This is a genomic window from Nocardioides acrostichi, from assembly GCF_015319165.1.
GTDB classification, from domain to species: Bacteria; Actinomycetota; Actinomycetes; order Propionibacteriales; family Nocardioidaceae; genus Nocardioides; species Nocardioides acrostichi.
In genome coordinates, this window is the sequence record NZ_JADIVZ010000013.1 from 30191 (window position 1) to 44839 (window position 14649).

General features: G+C 72.5%; 16 protein-coding genes and 1 riboswitch. Of the genes, 9 read left to right on the forward strand and 7 right to left on the reverse strand.

Annotation, left to right across the window (positions count from 1 at the left end; all coding sequences use genetic code 11):
- Positions 1-16: 16 nt before the first annotated feature.
- A complete protein-coding gene (locus ISG29_RS18010; protein ID WP_328829740.1) occupies positions 17-1735 on the reverse strand; it encodes a fumarate hydratase in 1719 nt (572 codons plus the stop codon).
- Positions 1736-1791: 56 nt separating this feature from the next.
- Positions 1792-1901: riboswitch (TPP riboswitch) on the forward strand.
- Between ISG29_RS18010 and ISG29_RS18015 the strand changes: the two genes are divergently transcribed.
- The 8 genes from ISG29_RS18015 to ISG29_RS18050 all read left to right on the forward strand — a co-directional run bounded on the left by ISG29_RS18015 (position 1897) and on the right by ISG29_RS18050 (position 8658).
- Positions 1897-2541 (forward strand): thiamine phosphate synthase, encoded by a 645-nt coding sequence (locus tag ISG29_RS18015; protein WP_194504845.1) that lies wholly within the window; start codon positions 1897-1899, stop codon positions 2539-2541. Its footprint overlaps the riboswitch before it by 5 nt.
- Before the next feature lie 5 nt (positions 2542-2546).
- Complete coding sequence (gene thiO, locus ISG29_RS18020) at positions 2547-3554, forward strand: glycine oxidase ThiO (RefSeq protein ID WP_194504846.1); 1008 nt, start codon at positions 2547-2549, stop codon at positions 3552-3554.
- Entirely contained in the window at positions 3542-3733 is a 192-nt protein-coding gene (gene thiS, locus ISG29_RS18025; RefSeq protein ID WP_194504847.1) for a sulfur carrier protein ThiS, read from the forward strand. Before thiO ends, thiS begins: the two co-directional genes overlap by 13 nt.
- Positions 3734-3743: 10 nt before the next feature.
- Positions 3744-4505 (forward strand): thiazole synthase, encoded by a 762-nt coding sequence (locus tag ISG29_RS18030; protein WP_194504910.1) that lies wholly within the window; start codon positions 3744-3746, stop codon positions 4503-4505.
- Positions 4502-5089 carry a thiamine phosphate synthase gene (locus ISG29_RS18035; protein ID WP_194504848.1) on the forward strand — a complete coding sequence of 196 codons (588 nt, stop codon included), beginning with the start codon at positions 4502-4504 and terminating at the stop codon, positions 5087-5089. Before ISG29_RS18030 ends, ISG29_RS18035 begins: the two co-directional genes overlap by 4 nt.
- Positions 5086-5928, forward strand: a complete 843-nt coding sequence (thiD, locus tag ISG29_RS18040) for a bifunctional hydroxymethylpyrimidine kinase/phosphomethylpyrimidine kinase (protein ID WP_194504849.1) — start codon at positions 5086-5088, stop codon at positions 5926-5928. Before ISG29_RS18035 ends, thiD begins: the two co-directional genes overlap by 4 nt.
- Positions 5925-7490, forward strand: a complete 1566-nt coding sequence (gene thiC, locus ISG29_RS18045; protein ID WP_328829747.1) for a phosphomethylpyrimidine synthase ThiC — start codon at positions 5925-5927, stop codon at positions 7488-7490. Before thiD ends, thiC begins: the two co-directional genes overlap by 4 nt.
- Positions 7491-7575: 85 nt before the next feature.
- Entirely contained in the window at positions 7576-8658 is a 1083-nt protein-coding gene (locus ISG29_RS18050) for an ABC transporter ATP-binding protein (protein ID WP_194504850.1), read from the forward strand.
- 34 nt (positions 8659-8692) lie between these two features.
- On the opposite strand, the gene ISG29_RS18055 is transcribed toward ISG29_RS18050, so the two are convergent.
- On the reverse strand, positions 8693-9619 hold the full coding sequence (locus ISG29_RS18055; protein ID WP_194504851.1) for an alpha/beta fold hydrolase: 927 nt from the start codon (positions 9617-9619) through the stop codon (positions 8693-8695).
- A 97-nt stretch (positions 9620-9716) separates the two neighbouring features.
- Between ISG29_RS18055 and ISG29_RS21115 the strand changes: the two genes are divergently transcribed.
- The gene (locus ISG29_RS21115; RefSeq protein ID WP_194504852.1) at positions 9717-10538 is read left to right on the forward strand and encodes an esterase/lipase family protein; all 822 of its coding nucleotides are present in this window, start codon (positions 9717-9719) and stop codon (positions 10536-10538) included.
- A gap of 35 nt (positions 10539-10573) precedes the next feature.
- Here ISG29_RS21115 and glpX read toward each other — a convergent pair whose 3' ends face one another.
- Genes glpX through ISG29_RS18080 form a run of 5 tightly spaced genes read right to left on the reverse strand, consistent with a single transcriptional unit; the run spans position 10574 to position 14601 of the window.
- Entirely contained in the window at positions 10574-11590 is a 1017-nt protein-coding gene (glpX, locus tag ISG29_RS18065; protein ID WP_194504853.1) for a class II fructose-bisphosphatase, read from the reverse strand.
- Entirely contained in the window at positions 11587-12585 is a 999-nt protein-coding gene (locus tag ISG29_RS18070) for an ABC transporter ATP-binding protein (RefSeq protein ID WP_194504854.1), read from the reverse strand. The genes glpX and ISG29_RS18070 overlap by 4 nt, the downstream gene beginning before the upstream one ends.
- Entirely contained in the window at positions 12582-13391 is an 810-nt protein-coding gene (modB, locus tag ISG29_RS18075; protein WP_328829752.1) for a molybdate ABC transporter permease subunit, read from the reverse strand. Before modB ends, ISG29_RS18070 begins: the two co-directional genes overlap by 4 nt.
- Positions 13388-14203 (reverse strand): molybdate ABC transporter substrate-binding protein, encoded by an 816-nt coding sequence (gene modA, locus ISG29_RS20540; protein WP_207793315.1) that lies wholly within the window; start codon positions 14201-14203, stop codon positions 13388-13390. Before modA ends, modB begins: the two co-directional genes overlap by 4 nt.
- On the reverse strand, positions 14200-14601 hold the full coding sequence (locus tag ISG29_RS18080; RefSeq protein WP_328829756.1) for a TOBE domain-containing protein: 402 nt from the start codon (positions 14599-14601) through the stop codon (positions 14200-14202). Before ISG29_RS18080 ends, modA begins: the two co-directional genes overlap by 4 nt.
- Positions 14602-14649: the final 48 nt, after the last annotated feature.

Genomic DNA, 14649 nt, shown 5'->3' on the forward strand with positions numbered 1-14649 from the left:
CGCGTGTCCTCCTGCGCTACTGAGCCGAGCGCACCCGGACGCCCGACAGCGGCACGGTGACCGCGCCGCCGGGGTCGGTGAAGAAGTCGTTGCCCTGGTCGTCGACGACGATGAACGCCGGGAAGTCCTCGACCTCGATCTTCCACACCGCCTCCATACCGAGCTCGGGGTACTCCAGCACCTCGACCGAGGTGATGCAGTCCTGGGCGAGTCGAGCGGCCGGGCCGCCGATGGAGCCCAGGTAGAAACCGCCGTTGGCCTGGCACGACTCGGTGACGACCTTGCTGCGGTTGCCCTTGGCGAGCATGACCATCGAGCCGCCGGCCGCCTGGAACGACGACACGTAGGAGTCCATGCGGCCCGCCGTCGTCGGGCCGAACGAGCCGGACGGCAGGCCTTCGGGCGTCTTGGCGGGCCCGGCGTAGTAGACGGCGTGGTCCTTGAGGTATTGGGGCATCTCCTCGCCGGCGTCCAAGCGCTCCTGGATCTTGGCGTGTGCGATGTCGCGCGCGACCACCAGCGGGCCGGTCAGCGAGAGCCGCGTCTTGACCGGGTGCCGGCGCAGCTCGACGAGGATCTCGCCCATCGGCCGGTTGAGGTCGATCTGCACGACCTCGCCGCCGGCGATGTCGTCGGCGATGCCGGCCTCGGGCATGTAGTGGGCGGGATCGGTCTCGAGCTGCTCGAGGAACACGCCGTCCTTCGTGATCTTGCCGAGCGCCTGCCGGTCGGCCGAGCACGAGACGGCGATCGCCACGGGGCACGAGGCGCCGTGGCGCGGCAGCCGGACGACGCGCACGTCGTGGCAGAAGTACTTGCCGCCGAACTGGGCGCCGATGCCGAAGGACTGGGTGAGCTCGAAGACCTGCTGCTCCAGCTCGGTGTCGCGGAAGCCGTGCCCGCTCTCCGATCCGGAGGTGGGCAGGTCGTCGAGGTAGTGCGCCGAGGCGTACTTGGCGGTCTTGAGCGCGAACTCCGCGCTCGTGCCGCCGATGACGATCGCCAGGTGGTAGGGCGGGCAGGCGGCGGTGCCCAGCGAGCGGATCTTCTCGTCGAGGAAGCCCAGCATCCGCTTCGGGTTGAGGATCGCCTTGGTCTCCTGGAAGAGGAAGGACTTGTTCGCCGACCCACCGCCCTTGGCCATGAAGAGGAACGAGTACTCGGGGCCCGAGTCGGGCGTCGGCTTGGTGTAGAGCTCGATCTGGGCCGGCAGGTTGGTGCCGGTGTTCTTCTCCTCGTACATGCTCACCGGCGCCATCTGGGAGTAGCGCAGGTTGAGCTTGGTGTAGGCGTCGCGGACGCCCGCGCTGACCGGCGCGGCGTCGTCGCCGCCGGTGAGCACGCCCTCGGACTTCTTGCCCATCACGATCGCGGTGCCGGTGTCCTGGCACATCGGCAACACGCCGCCGGCAGAGATGTTGACGTTCTTGAGCAGGTCGAGTGCCACGAACCGGTCGTTGCCCGAGGCTTCGGGGTCGTCGATGATGCGGCGCAGCTGCGCCAGGTGGCCGGGGCGCAGGTAGTGGGCGATGTCGTGCATCGCGGTCTCGGTGAGCAGGCGCAGCGCCTCGGGCTCGACCTTGAGGAACGTCTGGCTGGTGCCGTCCTCGTGGCCGACCTCGAAGGTGCTGACACCCTCGGTCGTCAGCAGCCGATACGGCGTCTCCTCGGCGCCGTTCGAGCCGTGACTCGGCAGCAGGTCGGTGTGCTCGGCGAAGGGATCAGGAGTGCTCACGAGGTCTCAGTATGCCGCCGGCACTTGAGTCTCCGGGCCGGGGGAGTAGCGTGGCCGACGTCCACCACGGGAGCTCGCGGCAGCGGGCTGAGAGGGAGCTGGGGCCGCTCCGACCGTCGAACCTGATCCGGGTAAAGCCGGCGAAGGGAGCGGGGAGCGCCATGCCGCTTCGCAGCACCGAGCACACCACCCAGCACATCACCGAGCACACCTCCGACCTGCCCAGACTGTTCTGCCTGCTGGGCCCGGACGACGACCTCCGGCTCCTGCCCGGGCTCGTCGCCGCCGGGGTGCGGGGCTTCCAGGTGCGCGACAAGACCGGTACCGACGCGGCCGCGCTCGCGCTGGTGGCCGCCGTGCTCGACGCCGTGCGGCCCGCCGGCGGCGTGGTCGTGGTCGACGACCGGGTCGACGTGGCGCTGGCCGCCGGGGCCGACGGCGTGCACCTGGGCGCCGACGACCTACCGGTGGCGGCGGCCCGTCGGATCGCCCCGGACCTGCTCGTCGGCGCCACCTGCCGCGATGCCGCGGCGGTGGGCCGGGCCCGGGAGGCCGGGGCCGACTACGCGGGTTTCGGGCCGCTGTTCGCCACGACGACCAAGACCGGTCTGCCCGCCCCCCTCGGTTGCGCCGCACTGCACGCGGCCACCGGCGCGCTCCCTCTGCTCGGCATCGGCGGGCTCGACGGCGGCCGGGCCGCCGAGGCGCGGGCCGCGGGGGCGCACGGGGTGGCCGTGGCGGGTGCGATCTGGCGACATCGAGATCCCCTCGCCTCTGCCCGGGAGCTGCTCGACGCGGTCGCCTGATGCGGGTGCTCGTGCGCGGAGCCGGTGTCATCGGTCTCGCGGTCGCCGAGGAGCTCATGTGTCGCGGCCACGAGGTCCGGGTCGTCGACCCACAGCCCGGCTCGGGTGCGTCGCGGGTCGCCGCCGGCATGCTCGCGCCGGCGGCCGAGGCGCAGCACACCTCACCGGAGATCTGGTCCCTCGGCGAGGAGTCGCTGAGGCTGTGGCCGGCGTTCGCCGAACGCCTCGGCGTGCGCCTGCACCGCACCGGCACGCTGCTGGTCGGCCGCGACGCCGGCGACCTGCAGGCGGTGCGTCGTCAGGCCGAGCTCGCGCAGGCGGCCGGGGCCCGGGTCGAGCACCTCGACCGGAGGGCCCTGATGAGCGCCGAGCCGTCGCTGTCGGACCGCGTGGTGGGCGGCGTCCGCCTACCCGACGACCACTCCGTCGACCCGCGCGCCGTGCTCGCCGCGCTGCTGGCCCGCCTGCCGGTGGCCCCTGAGGCGTCGGACCCCTTCGAGGCCGAGGTGACGGTGCTCGCCACGGGGGCGCGGCTGCCCTCGCCGTACGCACACCTCGTGCGCCCGGTGCGCGGCGAGATCCTGCGGCTGCGCACCGACGACCCGCCTCGGGCCACCGTGCGTGGCTGGGCGCACGGCGAACCGGTGTACCTCGTGCCACGGCCGGGCGGCGAAGTCGTCGTCGGCGCCACCAGCGAGGAGCACGACGGCCGGCCCGTGGTCACCGCGGGGGGTGTGCGCCGGCTCCTCGAGGCCGCCGTCGCCCTGGTGCCCGGGCTCGATCGGGCCGCGTTGGTCGAGAGTGCCGTCGGCGACCGGCCGAGCACGCCCCACGGGCTGCCTCTGATCGGCCCCACCCGCGACCCCGGCGTGCTGCTCGCCGCCGGCCACCACCGCCACGGCGTGCTGCTCGCACCGCTCACCGCACGGCTGGTGGCCGACCACCTCGAGACCGGCGCCGTGCACCCGCTCACCGACCCTCGAGACCACCTGGAGGCCCCGTGCCCGACCTGACCCTCAACGGGGAGCCCCGATCGGTGCCCGCGGGCACCACCCTGCGCGACCTCGTGCCCGTCGCCGACGGCGTGGCCGTCGCGGTCGACGGCGAGGTCGTGCCCCGCGGTCGGCTCGCCACGCACACGCTCGCCGACGGTCAGCGCGTCGAGATCGTGACGGCGGTGCAAGGTGGCTGATCCGGACCCGATGACCTGGAGCCTCGCCGGCCGCACGATGACCTCGCGGCTGCTGCTCGGCACCGGCGGACTGCCGCACACCGGGCTGCTGCCCGACCTGCTCGCCGCCACCGGGCCGGCCGCGGTCACCGTGTCGATGCGCCGCGCCTCCGGCACCGCCCGCGGCGGGCTGCTCGAGGTGTTGCGCACCCACGAGGTGCCGGTGCTGCCCAACACCGCCGGCTGCACCTCGGCGCGCGAGGCCGTGCTCACCGCCCGGCTCGCCCGCGAGGCGCTCGGCACCGACTGGGTCAAGCTCGAGGTGATCGGCGACGAGACCAGCCTGCTGCCCGACGCCGTCGGTCTGCTCGATGCTGCGGCCGAGCTGGTGGCCGACGGCTTCACCGTGCTGCCCTACAGCACCGACGACCCCGTGCTGGCGCGTCGGCTGGCCGACGTGGGCTGCGCGGCCGTGATGCCGCTCGGCTCGCCCATCGGGTCGGGGCTGGGGGTGCTCAACCCGTTCGCGATCGAGTCCGTGGTGGCGGCCGTCGACGTACCCGTCGTGCTCGACGCCGGCATCGGCACCGCCAGCGACGCCGCGCTGGCGATCGAGCTCGGCTGCGACGCGGTGCTCGCCGCCAGCGCCGTCACGCGGGCCGCCGACCCGGTGGCGATGGGTCACGCGCTCGCTCTCGGAGTGCGGGCCGGGGCACTGGCTCGCTGCGCCGGCCGGATCCCCCGGCTGGCGGGCGCCCGCGCCTCGAGTCCCGCCGAGGGGAGGATCTCATGAGCACATCCTGGAGCCCGCCGCGGCTACTGCTGCTCACCGACCGAGCCCAGCTACGGCTGGGGCGGGGCCTGCTCTCCACCCTCGCCGAATGCGTGGACGCCGGACTCGAGGCGGTGGTCGTGCGCGAGCTCGACCTCGAACTCCGCGCCTGGTCGGCCCTCGTCGAGGGCGCCGCCGCGCTACCCGGGCTGCGGGTCGTGACGGCCCGGCGCACGCACCCCGCCGCGGTCGGGATCCACCTCGCCGAACAGCAGCCCAAGCCCTGCGGCGACGCGGTCTGGGGCCGCTCGTGCCACGGCGTCGAGACGCTGCGCGAGGCAGCCGACGCGGGTGCGGACTGGGCGATGCTCTCGCCGTTCGCCACCAGCGCGAGCAAGCCGGGGCACCTGCCGGTGCTGCCGGCGTCGGCCTGGAGCGCGGCGCCCCTGCCGACCTTCGCGCTCGGGGGCGTGGACGGCGACAACGCCGCCGCGGCGATCCGCGCGGGCGCCCACGGCGTGGCCGTGATGGGCGCCGTGATGCGCAGCGCCGACCCGGCCGGCGAGGTCTCGCGGCTGCTCGCCGCGGTGAGGAGCGCCGCATGACCGCGCGCCAGGACCCGTTTCGGACCCCGCCCGTGGCGCTCACGGTGGCCGGCACCGACTCCGGCGGTGCGGCCGGGGTCGCCGCCGACCTCACGACCTTCGCCGCCCTCGGCGTGCACGGCGCCTGCGCGGTCACGGCCGTCACGGCGCAGAGCACGGTAGGCGTGCACTCGGTGCACGTGCTGCCGCCGGCCGAGGTGCGCGCCCAGGTGACGGCGGTGCTCGACGACCTGCCGGTCGCCGCCGTCAAGGCCGGCATGCTCGGCTCGCCGGAGGCGGTGCGCCTCGTGGCCGAGTCGCTGCCCGGCCGGCCCGGGCGCCCGCTGGTGGTCGACCCCGTGCTGGTCGCCACCAGCGGCGCGGTGCTCGGCGACGCCGGGGTCGCCGCCGCCTACACCCGGGTGCTGCTGCCCCTCGCCACCGTGGTCACCCCCAATCTCGACGAGGCCCGCACGTTGCTCGGGCGCGATCTGCCCCGCCGCGACGCGGCCGCCGGGCTGGCCGAGCTCGGCTGCACCGTCGTGCTCACCGGCGGCCCCGACGGAGCCGGCCCGAGCACGACCTGCGTCGACTGGCTGGCCGAGCCCGGCTGCGTCCCGGTCCCGCTCGAGCACCCGGTCGTCGACACCACGCACGACCACGGCACCGGCTGCACCCACAGCGCGGCGCTGGCGGCGCGGCTCGCGCACGGCGACCTGGTCGCCGACGCCGCGCGGGCGGCGTCCGACTTCACCACCGACCGACTGCGCGCCGGCTCCGGCTGGCGCCTGGGCCGCGGCCGCGGCCCGCTCCCGCACGTCCACACCCGATCGACCGACCCCTCAGGAGGAGAACTGTGACCACCATCGAGCCCCTGCACCCCTTCCACACCCGCGAGCTCGTCGACCACGACGGCGTGGCGGTGCCCGTGACCCGGGTGGCGCTGACCAACGGCGACACCTTCGACCGCTACTGCACCACGGGGCCCGCGCGTGACGCCGACGACCGGCTGCCCACCCCGCGGCGGGCGTGGACCGATGCCCGTCGGGGCGGACCCGTCACCCAGCTCCAGCTGGCCCGCGCCGGGGTGGTCACCGAGGAGATGCGCTTCGCGGCCGCGCGTGAGGGCTGCGACGCCGAGCTGGTGCGCAGCGAGGTGGCCGCGGGCCGGGCGATCATCCCGGCCAACGTGAACCACGAAGAGCTGGAGCCGATGGTGATCGGTCGTGCCTTCTTGGTGAAGGTCAACGCCAACATCGGAACCAGCGCCGTCACCTCCGACACCGCCGGCGAGGTCGAGAAGCTCGACTGGGCCGTGCGCTGGGGCGCCGACACGGTGATGGACCTCTCCACCGGTCCCGGCATCCACGAGACCCGCGAGGCCGTGCTGCGCGCCTCGCCGGTGCCGATCGGCACCGTGCCGATCTACCAGGCGCTGGAGAAGGTCAAGGGCGACGCCGCCGCGATGACCTGGGAGATCTACCGCGAGACCGTCATCGAGCAGTGCGAGCAGGGCGTCGACTACATGACCGTGCACGCGGGCGTGCTGCTGGCCTACGTGCCGCTCACCGTCGAGCGGATCACCGGCATCGTCTCGCGCGGCGGCTCGATCATGGCCGGCTGGTGCCTGGCCCACCACCAGGAGAACTTCCTCTACACCCACTTCGACGAGCTCTGCGACATCCTCGCTGCCTACGACGTCTCGTTCAGCCTGGGCGACGGGCTGCGCCCCGGCTGCCTGGCCGACGCCAACGACGATGCTCAGCTGGCCGAGCTGCGCACGCTGGGGGAGCTCACCTTGCGGGCGCGCGAGCGCGGCGTGCAGGTGATGGTCGAGGGCCCTGGTCACGTGCCGCTCGACCTGGTGCCCGAGAACGTGCGCCTCGCGCACGACTGGTGCCACGGCGCGCCGTTCTACACCCTCGGCCCGCTGGCCACCGACATCGCGCCGGGCTACGACCACATCACCTCCGCGATCGGGGCGGCCACCATCGCCCAGCACGGCACCGCGATGCTCTGCTACGTCACGCCCAAGGAGCACCTCGGCCTGCCCGACCGCGACGACGTGCGCACCGGCGTCGTGACCTACAAGCTCGCCGCGCATGCCGCCGACGTCGCCAAGGGCCACCCCGGTGCGCGGGCCTGGGACGACGAGTTGTCGAAGGCCCGCTTCGAGTTCCGCTGGCACGACCAGTTCGCGCTCTCCCTCGACCCTCCGCTCGCGCAGGCCTACCACGACGAGACGCTGCCCGCCGAGGCCGCCAAGACCGCGCACTTCTGCTCGATGTGCGGACCGAAGTTCTGCTCCATGCGGATCAGCCAGGACGTGCGGGCGGCCTTCGCGGAGAAGTCGCGAGAGTTCGTGGAGCTGGGGGCCAGCGTCTACGTGGAGGCACGCGCCGGAGCCGCACCTGGTGCGTGACCGGCGCCGCGGCTAGGGTGACCTGCGTCACTTCACAACGGATCGTCCGGCACGTACCTGCCGGTGAAGGAGCAAAGGAAAACTCATGGCATCTGTGACGTTCGAGCAAGCCCAGCGCTGGTATCCCGGCGCCGACGAGCCGGCCGTGCCCGGCATCGACCTGCACATCGAGGACGGCGAGTTCATGGTGCTCGTCGGCCCCTCGGGCTGCGGCAAGTCCACCACCTTGCGCATGCTGGCCGGTCTGGAGGAGGTGAACTCCGGGAGTATCAGGATCGGCGACCGCGACATCACCCACGCCTCGCCCAAGGACCGCGACATCGCGATGGTCTTCCAGAACTACGCGCTGTACCCGCACATGACCGTGGCCGACAACATGGGCTTCGCCCTCAAGATGGCCAAGGTGCCCACCGACGAGCGGGCCAAGCGCGTCGAGGAGGCGGCCAGGATGCTCGGGCTGACCGAGTTCCTCGGCCGTAAGCCGAAGGCGCTCTCGGGTGGTCAGCGCCAGCGCGTGGCGATGGGCCGCGCCATCGTGCGGCAGCCCCAGGTGTTCTGCATGGACGAGCCGCTGTCGAACCTCGACGCGAAGATGCGCGTTCAGACCCGCACCGACATCGCCAAGCTCCAGCAGGATCTCGGCATCACCACGGTCTACGTCACCCACGACCAGGTCGAGGCCATGACGATGGGCGACCGGGTGGCCGTGATGAAGCTCGGCGTGCTCCAGCAGTGCGACACCCCCTTGAAGCTCTACGACAAGCCCGCCAACCTGTTCGTCGCCGGTTTCATCGGCTCCCCGCAGATGAACCTGATGGAGGCCGTCGGCAAGGGCGGCAAGGCCATGATCGGCGGCTACGAGGTGCCGATCGCCCCCTCGGGGATGGCCAAGCTCGAGGGCAACATCACCGTCGGCGTCCGCCCGGAGAACTGGCGTCTCGTGGGGTCCGACGAGGGTGGCCTGCCGATCACGGTGACCGTCGTCGAGGAGCTCGGCGCCGACTCGTTCGTCTACGGCTCCTGTGACGTCGAGGGCGCGCCGTCGAACGTCATCGTGCGGGTGGCCGGTCGCCACCACCCCGCCAAGGGCGAGGTCATGCACGTCACGACCGATCCGGCGAACGTGCACGTCTTCGACACCGAGACCGGCGAGCGGCTCTCGGACTGATCGGCTTTCGCGAGACGCGTCGCCGACCCGGCTCTCAGGCCCGGTCGGCGACGCGGCGGATCGCGCCGGCGAATACGGGGTGCAGCGGCTCGGGCAGGTCGTGCCCCATGCCCTGGAGCAGCACGAGTTCGGCGTCCGGGACGGCGGCCGCGGTGGCGCGTCCGCCCGAGACGTGCACGAGCTTGTCGGCCAGGCCGTGCACGACGAGCGTCGGAACCTCGACTCCACCGAGGCCGACCGTGCGGTCGGGCTGGGTGAGGATCGCGAGCATCTGACGCAGCGTGCCGCTGTTGACGAGCCCGTGGTCCCACGTCTCGCGGGCCCGCGCGCGCAGCGCGTCGGCGGTGGCCGGATAGGCCGGGGATCCCAGTCGACCCCACGTCTCGACACTGCGCTCGGCGTAGGTCTCGCGGTCGGGTGCGGCCCCACCGAGCAGCGTGGGTAGCAGCGACGGGTGCTGCCAGCCGACACCGCGGCGCCCGGTGGTCGAGGAGATCGAGGTGAGAGAGCGCACCCGCGTCGGCTCGGCGAGAGCCATCGACTGCACGATCATGCCGCCCATCGAGACGCCGGCCAGGTGCGCGGAGTCGATCTCGAGGTGGTCGAGCAGCCCGAAGCCGTCGGCCGCCATGTCGACCAGCGTGTACGGCGTCCTGACGGGCAGGCCGAGGAACGCCTGCACGACCGAGCCGCGGCCGACCCGGCCGCGCATCCTGGTGCTGCGCCCGGCGTCGCGGTTGTCGTAGCGGATCACGTGGAAGCCCATCGAGGCCAGCAGCCGACAGAGGCTCTCCGGCCACCACGTGAGCGGGCCGCCGAGGCCCATCACCAGGAGCAGCGGCTCGTCGTCGGGGTCACCGAAGGTCTGGTAGCACAGCTCGACGTCGTTGCCGACCGGCGCCCGGAGCAGCCCGGAGGCCTCGCACTCGCCGGGGGATGAGCGGTCTGCCGTCGTAGACATGACCACAGTCAACCTCACGAGAAATGTCCGTAGCGGTTCGGTCTCGATTGTGTGTTTCGCCTCACGGGGTGTGAAACATCGTCGTAATGTGCCGGGTGTGAGCGATTCCCCGCTGGGTTCCTTCCTTCTCGCCGACGGCTACCGCCGACCGCCGGTGATCGCGCTCGCGCGGGAGCGACGCCTGGGCCGCGAGAGCGCTCGGTACGCGGTGAGCCGGCTCGGCGAGCTGGGGCACGCCCCCGACGAGAGTCAGGGACAGGGCGATCCCGTGCTGCTGGTGCCGGGCTTCCTCGCCGGCGACTACACGCTGCTCGCGATGGCGCGCACCCTGCGCCGGCACGGCTGGCGCACGTACCGCTCCAGCATCCACGTCAACGTGGGCTGCACGCTCGACGCCGCCGCCTTGGTGGAATCGCGCCTGGAGCGGATCGCCGAGCGGCGGGGCAGCCGAGTCCAGATCGTCGGCCACAGCCTCGGCGGCATGCTCGCCCGCGGCGTTGCGGTGCGGCGTCCCGACCTCGTGTCGGGCATCGTCACCATGGGCAGCCCGATGATGGCGCCCGGCGCGCACCACCTCTCACTGACGTTGAGCGTGGCCGGGCTCGTGGCCCTCAACAGGGCGGGCGTGCCCGGAGTGATGAGCGAGGGCTGCGTGGCCGGTGCCTGCGCCCGGGAGTCCTTCGACGAGAGTCGGCTCCCGATGCCCGACGACGTCGGCTTCACCGCCATCTACTCCAAGCGCGACGGCATCGTCGACTGGCGCGCCTGCATCGATCCGCAGGCCACCCCCGTCGAGGTGCGCACCTCGCACATCGGCATGGCCGTCGACCCCCGCGTGTCCTGCCAGGTGCTCGCAGCGCTGCATCGCAACCAGGTCGCTGCCTCGGCCCCTCTGGCCTGGCACGCCACCACGGCCTGACGTCAGGCAGGCGGGAGTCCTACCCGAATCCAGGCTCAGTGGTCGAAGTCGATCGCGGAGTAGGCGCGCAGCTTGGAGAGCTGGTGCTGGGAGCGGATCGAGCGGATCGTGCCGCTGCGTGAACGCATGACCAGCGAGTGCGTGCTGACGGTGTTGGCGCTGTAGCGCACGCCCTCGAGCAACTCGCCGTCGGTGATGCCGGTGGCCACGAAGAAGCAGTCGTCGCCGGTGACGAGGTCGTCGGTGCCGAGCACGGCGTCGAGGTCGAGGCCGGCATCGATGGCCTTCTGGCGCTCGGCGTCGTCGGTGGGCCAGAGGCGACCCTGGATCACACCGCCCATGCACTTCATGGCGCAGGCGGTGATGATGCCCTCGGGGGTTCCGCCGATGCCGAGCAGCAGGTCGATGCCGGTCTCGGGGCGGGCGGCCATGATGGCGCCGGCGACGTCGCCGTCGGAGATGAACTTGATCATCGCGCCGGTGCCACGGATCTCCTCGACCAGGCCCTCGTGGCGGGGGCGGTCGAGCAGCACGACCTTGACGTCCTCGGGGCGCTTGCCCTTCGCCTTGGCCACGGCCTCGACGTTCTCGGCGACCGAGGCGCGGATGTCGACGACGTCGGCCGCCTCGGGGCCGGTGACGAGCTTCTCCATGTAGAACACGGCCGAGGGGTCGTACATCGAGCCGCGCGGGGAGACCGCGAGCACCGAGACGGCGTTGGTCATGCCCTTGGCGGCGAGCGTGGTGCCGTCGATCGGGTCGACGGCGACATCGCACTCGGGGCCGGTGCCGTCGCCGACCTCCTCGCCGTTGAAGAGCATGGGGGCGTTGTCCTTCTCGCCCTCGCCGATGACCACGGTGCCCTGCATGCCGATGGTGGAGATCAACACGCGCATCGCGTTCACGGCCACGCCGTCGGCGCCGTTCTTGTCGCCTCGGCCGACCCAGCGCCCGGCCGCCATGGCGGCTGCCTCGGTGACCCGGACCAGCTCGAGGGCCAGGTTGCGATCGGGGGCCTGCGGTTCGACGGACAGCTCGCCAAGGTCGCTCATGGGCGCATCGTATAGGTGTCCACTGACGTCTCCTTCACGCTCATCCAGACCGGTTGCCCGGGCGCGAGGCCCAGCTCGATCGCGGACGCCGGTGTCACGTCCGCGATCAGCTCGGGCCCGTCATCGGCACGGGCGAGCACCCGCAAGGCCTCGCCGTGCGGGGCGACCCCCGCTACCTCGGCGTGCCAGCAGTTGCGAGCCGAACCGTGGGGGCGCCCCGGCGACACCGTCACCGCGACGGGGGAGAAGGCGCGCAGCTGCCCGCCCTGAGTGACCACGTTGAGCCCCACCAGCCTCGCGACGTGGGCGGTGCGTGGTCGAGCCGCGACGTCGGCCGGGGTGCCGTCCTGCACCACCTCTCCGTCTTCGAGGACGACCACCCGGTCGGCCAGCGTGAGGGCGTCGAGTGCGTCGTGCGTCACGAGTACCGCGACGCCGTCGAAGGCCGCCAGGTGGCGGGCGAGCTCGAGCCGCAGCGACGTGGCCACCCCGACGTCGAGGCCCGCGAAGGGCTCGTCGAGCAGCAACAGTGCCGGCTCGGGGGCCAGTGCCCGCGCGATGGCAACCCGTTGGGCCTGGCCGCCCGACAACTGGTCAGGACGACGAGACGCGAGCTCGCCGACGCCGAGCCGGTCGAGCCATTGGTCGGCGCGGGCGCGGGCCTCGGCGCGCGGGACGCCGCGGGTACGCAGACCGAACGCGACGTTCTCTCGGGCGCAGAGGTGCGGGAACAGCGACTGGTCCTGGAAGACGAGCCCGACCCCACGGTCTCGCACGGGTACGACGGGATCGGTCCAGGAGCGCCCTCCCACCTCCACCGAGCCGATCGCGGGCACGATGCCTGCAAGAGCTCCCAGCAGCGTCGACTTGCCGGCACCGTTGGGGCCGATGACGGCCACGACGTCGCCCGCAGCGGCCGTGAGCGAGGCGTCCAGCCGGTCGGGCACGTGCAGTCGGGCATCCAGCCCGGGGGCTTCGAGCGCTCTGGACGTCACAGCGGCCTCAGCCACCGCTGCCGCAGTGCGGCCAGCACGAGGATCGAGACGGCCAGCAGGATCATGCTGAGGCTCTGTGCCGCCCCCCGGTCGGCTTGCAGCTCGGTGTAGATGAGGGAGGGCATGGTCTGGGTGGTTCCGGGGTAGTTTCCGGCGAAGGTGATGGTGGCGCCGAACTCGCCGAGGCTGCGAGCCCACGCCAGCACGCCGCCGGCGACGAGTCCTGGCAGCGCGAGCGGCAGCGTGACGCGGCGGAACGTGGTCCACCGGGTCGCGCCGAGCGTCGCGGCCACGACGTCGAACCGCTCGCCCGCGGTGCGCAGCGCCCCCTCGACCGAGAGCACGAAGAACGGCATCGCCACGAACGTGTGGGCGATCACGACCGCGGGCGTGGTGTAGGGGAGGGTGAGGCCGAACCCGTCCAGGAGCGGCCGGCCGAGCACTCCCGATCGGCCGAGCGCGCTGAGGAGTGCGACACCGGCCACCACGGGTGGCAGCACCAGTGGCACGGCCACCGCGGCACGCAGCAGGGACCGGCCCGGGAACTCCACCCGGGCCAGCAGCCAGGCCAACGGGGTGCCGAGCACCGCGCACAGCGCCACGGTGAGCAGCGAGGTCTCTAAGGAGAGCCACAGCGCCTGGTGGACGACCGTGGAGCCGAGCTGGTCGGGCAGGTCTCGCCACGGGGTGGTGGCGACCAGTGTGATCAGGGGCAGCACCAGCAAGACCGCCGCGATCGCGCCCGGGAGCACGAGTACCAGTGGTGCCCGGCCGGCCCCCGGGGCGCTGGGGCGGGTGCCGCTCACGGGGCGCCGAAGCCCGCCTTCTCCAGCACGCTGCGGCCCTGCTTCGAGGTCACGAGGTCGACGAACTCCCGGGCCAGGTCGGAGTGGTCGGACTGTTGCAGCACAGCGATGGGATAGGAGGTGATCTCGTCGTCCGAACCCGGCACCGGGAACTCCTTGACGTCGTCGCCGGCGGCGACGGCATCGGTGGAGTAGACGAATCCCGCGTCGGCCTCGTCGCTGGTGACCTTGGCCAGCACCGACTTCACGTCGACCTCGAGGCTGGCCGGCTGTGAGGTGACGTCGTCCTTCTTCGCCAGTGTCGCCCAGATGTCACCGCAGGGCGCGGTCTCGACGCAGGCGACGTAGGTGACGTCCCCGTTCTCGATGTCGTCGAAGCTCGTGATGCCAGCCGGGTTGTCGGCGGGGGTGACCATGACCAGTTGGTTGGTCGCGAAGATCTCCGGTGCGTCGGTGACGGCCGACTTCGCATCGTCCATGGTGCGGGTGTCGGCGGTGGCGAGCACGTCGGCGGGTGCGCCCTCGACCGCCTGCTGGGCCAGCGTGGCCGAGGAATCGAAGGCCAGTTTGACGGTGACGCCGGGGTGGGCGCCCTCGAAGGTCTTGGCGAGCTCGCCGAACGACTCCGTGAGCGAGGCCGCCGCCAACACGGTGATGGTGGTGCCGTCGCTGGAGGCACCGCTGCTCGAGGCATCGGACGACGGTGAGTCGTCGCTGTCGGATCCGCAGGCGGCCACGGGGGCGACCAGGGTCACGGCGGCCAGCAGGCCGATGACACGAGAGAGACGGGGGAGACGGGGCAAGGGGTTCACGGGAGCTCCACGATGACGTTGGTGGACTTGACGGAAGCGACGACGCGGGCGCCCGGCGCGAGCCGGAGGTCGTCGGCGGCCTCGGCGGACATCAGCGAGACGAGTCGGTAGGGGCCGCAGACCATGTCGACCTGGGCCATCACGGTGTCCTTGCGTACGCGGGTCACCAGGCCCAACATGCGGTTGCGGGCACTGACCGAGGCCGACCGGCCCGGGTCGGGAACATCGGCCAGTGAGACGGCGAGCTCGGCGAGATCGGCGCCGTCGACGACGGTGCGACCCGCATCGCGGCGAGTCGGCACCCTCCCGGCCTCACACCAGCGCCGCATGGTGTCGTCACTGACGCCCAGCAGTTCGGCTGCCTCCGCGACGGAGTAGGCGTACGCGGGTGAGGTCACGGGTGAACCATGCCGCATCTGCGGTCGCCGTTCAAGAAGATGGCCGCA